Below are 8,280 nucleotides of genomic sequence, written 5' to 3' on the forward strand. Positions count from 1 at the left end.
TTCATGTGGGCATTATAATAATCGTGATTGGGAATGTTCCCATAAGTCTAAATCCGAGTGGTTACCGCTGCATGGTTTAGATGAGTAATTGAATGAAACCAGGGTGGGGTAGTATGAGTAAGATAGCGAAGCAAGACGTTGCGCGTCTTATCGAGTTAGTCGGTGGCAAAGAGAATATTGCGAGTGTCAGCCATTGTCTGACTCGACTGCGTTTTGTATTGAATGATACGGAACAAGCGAACAAAGCAGAATTGGAGAAGCTTAAGCTGGTAAAAGGCTGCTTTACTAACGCAGGTCAATTTCAAGTGGTTATTGGCACCGAGGTTGATGAGGTGTACGCCCTTCTTATTGAGCAAACCGGTAAAGATGCATCATCAAAAGATGAGGCGAAACTAGCGGCTCGCCAGAACATGAACTTCCTTGAGCGTGGTATCTCCCATTTAGCCGAAATTTTCGTACCACTGCTACCTGCCATTATTACGGGTGGTTTGATTCTTGGTTTCCGTAATGTGATTGGCGACATTCGCATGTTCGACGGCAAAACCTTGGTTGAGATAAGCCAATTCTGGGCTACCGTTCATTCTTTCTTGTGGTTGATTGGCGAAGCGATCTTCTTCTTCCTACCGGTTGGTGTGTGTTGGGCAACGGTTAAGAAACTCGGCGGAACCCCTATTTTGGGTATCACGCTCGGTGTGACCTTGGTTTCCCCACAATTGATGAACGCTTACATGATAGGTAAATCGGTACCTGAGGTGTGGGACTTTGGTTTGTTCGTGATTGAGAAAGTCGGTTATCAAGCTCAGGTGATCCCTGCGATGTTAGCGGGCGTGGCTCTGGCTTTCATTGAGACCAACCTTAAGCGCATTGTACCCTCTTATCTGTACCTAGTTGTCGTGCCATTTGTCTCGATCATCTTGTCTGTGATTCTGGCTCACGCCTTTATTGGCCCATTCGGTCGTATGTTGGGTGATGGTGTGGCATTCGCTGCCAAAGTGGCAATGACAGGTGACTTCGCGGTTCTTGGTTCAGTGGTCTTTGGCTTCCTATACGCACCTTTGGTTATTACGGGTATTCACCACACAACCAACGCTGTGGACTTACAACTGATGCAAGACTTAGGTGGCACACCAATCTGGCCTTTGATTGCGCTATCAAACATTGCACAAGCTTCAGCGGTTGTCGGCATCATCATTTTGAGTAAGCGCGAAGGCGAACGAGACATCTCGGTACCTGCGGCAATCTCTGCGTACTTAGGTGTGACGGAACCAGCGATGTACGGCATCAACCTTAAATACAAATTCCCAATGCTGAGCGCAATGATCGGCAGTGCCGCAGCGGCTGCAATCTGTGGTAGTGCAGGTGTGATGGCGAATGGTATCGGTGTTGGTGGCTTGCCGGGCATCTTATCGATTCAACCTCAATATTGGTCGATTTACTTAGTCGCGATGCTGGTGGCGGTTGTACTGCCGATAACGCTGACATTGTTCTTCTATAAACGAGCACAGATGAAAGGCGAGCTAGAAACCGCCAACGCGTAATGCATTTAACAAGCGATGATTCAATTGAGTCATCGCTTTTCTCTTAGTTATAGCTTTTTCTCTCAGTTATAACGGCTATTCGACCATGATTTGCATGGTGATTTTTATTTTATATTTTCTGGTAAGTGAGTGTTAGAGATGGCGATGACTGAACATGATGAAAGCTGGTGGAAAACCGCGACCATCTATCAAATCTACCCAAAGAGCTTCTGCGACAGTGGCAGTAAGGGTACTGGCGATATCAAAGGGATCATTTCGAAACTGGATTACCTCAAACATTTGAGTGTAGATGCGATTTGGCTAACCCCAGTTTACGCGTCACCCATGATCGACAATGGTTACGATATCTCAGACTACTACGCGATTAACCCTAAATTCGGCACTATGGAAGACTTCGACTTATTATTGTCTGAAGCGCACCAACGTGGCATTCGCATCGTGATGGATATTGTGGTCAACCATACTTCAACCGAGCATGCATGGTTTCAGTCTGCATTGGGTGACAAAAACAGCCCATACCGCGATTACTACATCTGGAAAGACCCTGTGAACGGCCAAGCACCAACCAACTGGCAGTCTAAATTCGGTGGTAATGCATGGGAAATGGATAAGGCCACTGGGCAATACTTCCTGCATTTATTTGCGAAAGAACAGGCCGACCTTAACTGGGAGAATCCGGTTGTACGTGAAGAAGTGAAAGATGTTATTAGCTTCTGGGCTGAGAAGGGTGTCGATGGTTTCCGTTTAGATGTAATCAACCTGATTTCAAAGCAGCAAGATTTCCCTAATGATGATATCGGTGATGGTCGCCGTTTCTATACCGATGGCCCACGAGTGCACGAATACCTGAAAGAAATCAGCGAAGCAGTATTCCAGAAATACGGTAGTGTGACGGTTGGTGAGATGTCTTCAACTACGTTGGAACATTGTCAGCAGTACTCAAACATTGATAATAGCGAGTTATCGATGGTGTTTAACTTCCACCACCTTAAGGTTGATTACACTAATGGTGAGAAGTGGACCAATGCGCCCTTCGATTTCTTACAGCTCAAGTCAATCTTTAACCACTGGCAAACTGGCTTGAACGGAAAAGGTTGGGGTGCACTATTCTGGTGTAACCACGACCAACCAAGAGTCGTGAGCCGCTTAGGTAACGACCAGCAATATCGCGTTGAGTCGGCTAAAATGTTGGCTGCTTCTGTGCACATGATGCAAGGTACACCTTATATCTATCAAGGTGAAGAGATTGGCATGACCAACCCAGGTTACACCGACATTAGTCAGTATCGTGATGTAGAGAGTACCAACATGTACGACATCATGGTTAACCGTGATGGTGTGGCTCATCAAGGTATGATGGCGATCTTAGCGCAGAAATCTCGTGATAACTCTCGTACACCAATGCAATGGAACAGTGAGCCTTACGCCGGATTCTCACAAGCTCAACCATGGCTAGATGTTGCGAATAACTACACTGAAATCAACGCTGAACAAGCGCTCGAAGATAAAGACTCTGTTTTCTATTTCTACAAGGCTTTGATTGAGTTACGTAAACAAGTACCGGTGATTACTCATGGTAGCTATCAAGACCTTATGCCTGAGCACCCATCCATTTTTGCGTATGTTCGTGAGAGTGAAGGGCAAACTCTACTGTGTATTAACAACTATTATGGTAAAGAGGCTGAATGCGTTTTACCTGAACGTTTTGAGATGGCGAAGGCTAAGAGCTTGTTGTCTAATTATCAAGTGAGCGAGAGTTTAGTGGCGTCTCATCACCAAGTACTACGACCTTACGAGACTCGTATTCTCTTGATTGAAGATTAACCTTGTTTCTATTTCTATAAGCCTAGTTCTATTCCCCTTAAGAATTAGGCCTCTACAAAGGCTTTGGAGTGCTTCCCAAAGCCTTTTTGTTTTACTGATGTATGGATTAATCGTGCCTCGAGTTTGCTTGCGAAAAACTTGCGTATCGAGTGCCAGTAACGACAGAGCAGGTAATGAACGCTAAGACGCGTAATTCACCGAGTAGCGAGTTGGTTTGTGGTTCATTGCCAATACGATGTTCAATACTGCGGTGCCTAATACAGATACGGCAATCACCCAAGGTGATACAAAGAAGAAGGATGCAAACAGAATACAGGCATCAATGGCCATTTGGGTTTTGCCTACTGAGATACCGTAGCGATCTTGAATGAACAGACACAATACGTTGAAGCCACCCAAGCTTGAGCGATGACGGAATAGGATTAGCATACCTAAGCCCATTAGTAAGCCACCAGCAACAGCACAGTAGATTTCGTTATGAACTTCTAGTGAGATAACTAGGTATAAATGATCGGCAAAAACAGACACTAAAGCGCCAGCAATTGCACTGCTAATGGCAAAGCTACGACCAAATCGTTTCCAAGCTAATAAATAGAATGGACAGTTGGCAACAAAGTACAAAATACCAAAGGTTACAGGTAAGAATTGACTCAAAAGCAGAGCCAAGCCAGTAGTACCACCGGTAAGCAGATTTGCTGACTGTAAAAAGAAGACGCCTAACGCCACTAAAAACGTGCCAGTAAGAATGGCTACCCAATCTTCTTTACGTGAGTGTTTTTCCATCGTTTTTATAATTACCTAACCAATAAAGGCGTGCATAGTAGAGAAAAACCTTAGCTTTCGGTAGCTTGAGGTGCAAAATTAAGGTAAACCTATGTAATCTGCGTTTTACAGGGTGTAAAGCGTAAAATTGACAGTAAGCGTCATCTTTGGTTGGATAAGCTCAATAACCATGATGAATCTTATTTGTGATTATGAAAAAACTGCATGATAAAATTGCAATTAGCTCTTTATGACCTAGATCAAATTATGTAGAATGCGTCACATCAAAACGGTGACGGAAACGTTTGCTTTCGGTCGTTGTGTGGTTTTTTTGAAACTTTCAGTACAATCTGAGTCAGGAGATACAGATGCTTAAGCGTGACATGAACATTGCTGATTACGATGCGGACCTATTCGCAGCTATCCAAGAAGAAACTCTTCGTCAGGAAGAGCACATCGAACTTATCGCTTCAGAAAACTACACAAGCCCACGTGTAATGGAAGCTCAAGGTTCTCAACTTACAAACAAATACGCTGAAGGCTACCCTGGTAAGCGTTACTACGGTGGTTGTGAGTTCGTAGATAAAGTTGAAACTCTAGCAATCGAACGTGCATGTGAACTGTTTGGCGCTCAATACGCGAACGTACAACCTCACTCAGGTTCTCAAGCAAACAACGCTGTATACATGGCACTACTGAATGCTGGCGATACTGTTCTAGGTATGAGCCTAGCGCACGGTGGTCACCTAACTCACGGTTCTCCAGTAAACTTCTCTGGTAAGCTTTACAACATCATCCCTTACGGTATCGATGAAGCAGGTCAAATCGATTACGAAGAGATGGAAGCGCTAGCTATCGAGCACAAACCTAAGATGATCATCGGTGGTTTCTCAGCTTACTCTCAAGTTTGTGATTGGGCGCGCATGCGTGAAATCGCTGACAAAGTAGGTGCTTACTTCTTCGTAGATATGGCGCACGTTGCTGGCCTTATCGCTGCAGGTGTTTACCCTAACCCAGTTCCACACGCTCACGTTGTTACAACAACAACGCACAAAACGCTTGCTGGTCCTCGTGGTGGTCTTATCCTTTCTAACGAAGGTGAAGATCTTTACAAGAAGCTGAACTCAGCAGTATTCCCAGGCGGTCAAGGTGGCCCTCTAATGCACGTTATCGCTGGTAAAGCAGTAGCGTTCAAAGAAGCTCTAGAACCAGAGTTCAAAGAATACCAAGCTCGCGTTGTTGCTAACGCAAAAGCAATGGTTGCTGAATTCCTAGCACGCGGTTACAACATCGTTTCAGGTTCTACAGAGAACCACCTGTTCCTAGTTGACCTAATCGACAAAGACATCACAGGTAAAGAGGCTGATGCAGCACTAGGTTCAGCTAACATCACAGTTAACAAGAACTCAGTTCCAAACGATCCACGTAGCCCATTCGTTACTTCTGGTATCCGTATCGGTTCTCCTTCTATCACTCGTCGCGGTTTCTCAGAAGCAGACGCGAAAGAGCTAGCAGGTTGGATGTGTGACATCCTAGATAACATGGGTGATGAGTCTGTTATCGAAGCAACTAAAGCGAAAGTGTTAGAAATCTGTAAGCGTCTACCTGTTTACGCTTAATTTTTCTGCGTAGTAATTTGAACTTCGTTGTCGAGCATGCTCACTTACATCCGTAAGCTCCGCGTGCTCTCCTAGAATTTCAAGCGACTACTTTGAAAAGTACTTTTAAAGGGGCTCATTGAGTCCCTTTTTGTTTTAGGGAAAGGTGCTGAAAACTCCGTGCCTTTTCCTTGAACTAAAGATATTTGATTGAAAAATACGATTTGAAAGGCTCCTGTTGGGAGCCTTTTTTGTATTCGTAAGTAATAAAGTCGTTGTCGAGCATGCTCACTTACATCCGTAAGCTCCGCGTGCTCTCCTAGAATTTCAAACGACTACTTTGAAAATTGATTTAAGAGGTCCCTTTTGGGGCCTTTTTTGTATCTGTAGGTATGAGATTTAGGTTATCTGAGAATACAGAAAGGCAGGTACTAAAAAGGGTTAATGCTTTCACATCAACCCTTTATTGCTTTCTTGTTTTATCGCTTTCTTGTTGTGTCGCTTCTACTTTTTAATGCTAAGTAGGGTGCCTGACTTACACTTGAAAGAGTAGTAGTGACGGCTTTCGTTGAATTTACCTAAGCCTTCGCCATCACAATAGTCGATGTTGATATCGCGCATAATTTCTAGCGTATCTTCACTGTTCAAGGCAAATTTAGAGCCGTCAGAGCAGACGATACGTACTCTTTCATCATGGCTTACAGAGTAGATATCGACTTCAGTATTACACAGCTCAAAAGAGGCTTCACGGAAGTTGTCTTGTTGAGTATTTGAAGCACAACCTGCGGTAAATACGGCTGCGATAACGGCTAAAAGTCCGAGTCTTTTCATTGTTAGTCCTTCGATATCATCGAATTTGGTGATGAGTTTTATATGCTGTTTGGAGTAGCCTATACAACAACACGCTTTGATTCAAGGAGTGTTGGCTGACTCTAGGATATAAAAGTATAGGCGCAACCAGATAATTTCTAATACGTTTATTCGTGTTTAGCCTGCTCTAGAAACAAAAAGACCAACACAGAGGTTGGTCTTTAAAATTTAAGTTTATTCTAAATGATTATCGAAACTGTTTTGCTTCCGGAAGAAACTCAAAACCGGCAGACGCAAGTTTTGCAGTCAATGCCGCTTTGTCGATTTCGTAGAAGTTAACTACTCGATCTAAATCACCACCGAAGTCGTCACGTAGCTTCATGTTGACGATGCTCATCAACATCACAGGGTCCATCTTTTCAAAGTTAGCGAGGTTCATATTAGTCCTCGAAATCTGAGATCAGTAGATTCGCTGCGGCAAATGCAGCACGATCTCTTGCTTCTTTAGGAAGAGATTCATCCGCAGCAAGGTCGTTCAATGTTTTTACCGCGCAGGTGATCGCTTTAGGAATATAGCCTTGGTCGCCACTGCCTATTTGAGAATACAGTTCACGCACCAAATCACAACAATCGTATACTTTCATTTTTATACCTAACCAAATGATAACTGATCTCAATATACACATAGAGATAAGCAAAAACAAAGTAGATCTGATTAAGTTCAGGGTTAGTTTGTCCTTGCTCAATATCTCATTTTGTTGATGTTCTATATATCTCTTGGTTAGCTCTTGCCGCTTAGCTCAATCTTTACGATTCGCTGGTATTTATTGAGTAGCTTAGTATCTACTGATTAGTCGGATATTTGCTGTTCAAGCTGATAAGTGACTTCATCAGCTAAGTTGAGCTGCTTTGCCAACTCTTTGAGATACGCCTTTTCCATAAAGTTCTGCTCGTCGGCCACAATCAAAGAGGCTAAGTAGATCTCACTCGCTTGTTGAGGTGACGTTGCTAATTGAGCTATTTCACTTGGGTCGAGTGGCTTGTGCAGTTCTTCAGACACCAATTTGGTCAGCTGATAATCGGCGCCCATGTTTTCGACCGCTTGCTCGATCTTTGCCATCTCTTCTTCATCGACATGACCATCGGCTTTGGACGCAGCAATCATCGATCTTAGAATCAGCACACTATGGTTTGAGTCGTTCTCATCAAATTGAGCTTGTTCGGAATTCGGTGCTTGGCCTTGTTTCGACTGATAGTCGTTATAGACCTTGTAAGCGAGTGCGCCAAGTGCCGCTGCGCCACCAATACCAGCGGCTTTCTTACCCATTTTCTTGGTTTTCTTAGAGCCCATTAACGCACCTAAGAGTCCGCCGCCCACTGCGCCGGCGCCGAAGGCTCCGAGCGTGCTTTTGTTGATATTCTTACCACTGCCGCCTTGAGTTAGGCCACTTAAACTTGAAGAGCCTTGGGAAAGCTTCTGAGTACCTTGTTTAACGAGATCTGACTTAAGTGCTTGGTTAAGTAAGCTTTTGATATCCATCGATACCTCCAATGTAATCGTGTCTAAAGAGTTGTTGAACCCAATATACGGATTTAAAGATGAACAGGGGATTAACTTACGTTATTTACTCTGGTGATAAATAGAAGGGAGTTTGAAGAGAAACAACAGGCACAAAAAAGGCCACCTAATGGTCAACACCTATCATTTAAGGTGTTTAGATCGCACAGTGTAGCGAGTCTTACTAAAA

8 protein-coding genes are annotated in these 8,280 nt (G+C 43.9%); 3 read left to right on the forward strand and 5 right to left on the reverse strand.

From position 1 onward, the window contains the following. Positions 1–113 precede the first annotated feature (113 nt). Together treB and treC are read left to right on the forward strand one after the other, a co-directional pair. A complete protein-coding gene (gene treB, locus ACED42_RS18450; RefSeq protein ID WP_135383018.1) occupies positions 114–1,538 on the forward strand; it encodes a PTS trehalose transporter subunit IIBC in 1,425 nt (474 codons plus the stop codon). 138 nt (positions 1,539–1,676) lie between these two features. Next, positions 1,677–3,362 (forward strand): alpha,alpha-phosphotrehalase, encoded by a 1,686-nt coding sequence (gene treC / locus ACED42_RS18455; protein ID WP_371703685.1) that lies wholly within the window; start codon positions 1,677–1,679, stop codon positions 3,360–3,362. A 180-nt stretch (positions 3,363–3,542) separates the two neighbouring features. Here treC and ACED42_RS18460 read toward each other — a convergent pair whose 3' ends face one another. Next, positions 3,543–4,145 (reverse strand): YitT family protein, encoded by a 603-nt coding sequence (locus ACED42_RS18460; protein WP_102249095.1) that lies wholly within the window; start codon positions 4,143–4,145, stop codon positions 3,543–3,545. Between the two features lie 347 nt (positions 4,146–4,492). Here ACED42_RS18460 and glyA point away from each other — a divergent pair, with 347 nt between their 5' ends. Then, a complete protein-coding gene (gene glyA, locus ACED42_RS18465) occupies positions 4,493–5,743 on the forward strand; it encodes a serine hydroxymethyltransferase (RefSeq protein WP_017084166.1) in 1,251 nt (416 codons plus the stop codon). Positions 5,744–6,226: 483 nt separating this feature from the next. On the opposite strand, the gene ACED42_RS18470 is transcribed toward glyA, so the two are convergent. The 4 genes from ACED42_RS18470 to ACED42_RS18485 all read right to left on the reverse strand — a co-directional run bounded on the left by ACED42_RS18470 (position 6,227) and on the right by ACED42_RS18485 (position 8,072). Beyond that, positions 6,227–6,553, reverse strand: coding sequence for a hypothetical protein (locus ACED42_RS18470; protein ID WP_009847438.1), 327 nt, complete (start codon positions 6,551–6,553; stop codon positions 6,227–6,229). A 226-nt stretch (positions 6,554–6,779) separates the two neighbouring features. Continuing rightward, positions 6,780–6,971, reverse strand: a complete 192-nt coding sequence (locus ACED42_RS18475; RefSeq protein WP_009847437.1) for a DUF4250 domain-containing protein — start codon at positions 6,969–6,971, stop codon at positions 6,780–6,782. A 1-nt stretch (position 6,972) separates the two neighbouring features. Beyond that, on the reverse strand, positions 6,973–7,176 hold the full coding sequence (locus ACED42_RS18480) for a YaeP family protein (protein ID WP_009847436.1): 204 nt from the start codon (positions 7,174–7,176) through the stop codon (positions 6,973–6,975). A 206-nt stretch (positions 7,177–7,382) separates the two neighbouring features. Further along, positions 7,383–8,072, reverse strand: a complete 690-nt coding sequence (locus ACED42_RS18485) for a tellurite resistance TerB family protein (protein WP_371703688.1) — start codon at positions 8,070–8,072, stop codon at positions 7,383–7,385. Positions 8,073–8,280: the final 208 nt, after the last annotated feature.

The sequence above is a fragment of the Vibrio sp. FF145 genome, from assembly GCF_041439075.1.
Taxonomy (GTDB): domain Bacteria; phylum Pseudomonadota; class Gammaproteobacteria; order Enterobacterales; family Vibrionaceae; genus Vibrio; species Vibrio tasmaniensis_A.

Bases quoted from the DNA above. Each gene is read 5' to 3' on its own strand.
- ACED42_RS18485 (WP_371703688.1), bottom strand. From the start codon at position 8,072: ATGGATATCAAAAGCTTACTTAACCAAGCACTTAAGTCAGATCTCGTT.
- ACED42_RS18470 (WP_009847438.1), bottom strand. From the start codon at position 6,553: ATGAAAAGACTCGGACTTTTAGCCGTTATCGCAGCCGTATTTACCGCA.
- treB (WP_135383018.1), top strand. From the start codon at position 114: ATGAGTAAGATAGCGAAGCAAGACGTTGCGCGTCTTATCGAGTTAGTC.
- ACED42_RS18475 (WP_009847437.1), bottom strand. From the start codon at position 6,971: ATGAACCTCGCTAACTTTGAAAAGATGGACCCTGTGATGTTGATGAGC.
- glyA (WP_017084166.1), top strand. From the start codon at position 4,493: ATGCTTAAGCGTGACATGAACATTGCTGATTACGATGCGGACCTATTC.
- ACED42_RS18480 (WP_009847436.1), bottom strand. From the start codon at position 7,176: ATGAAAGTATACGATTGTTGTGATTTGGTGCGTGAACTGTATTCTCAA.
- ACED42_RS18460 (WP_102249095.1), bottom strand. From the start codon at position 4,145: ATGGAAAAACACTCACGTAAAGAAGATTGGGTAGCCATTCTTACTGGC.
- treC (WP_371703685.1), top strand. From the start codon at position 1,677: ATGGCGATGACTGAACATGATGAAAGCTGGTGGAAAACCGCGACCATC.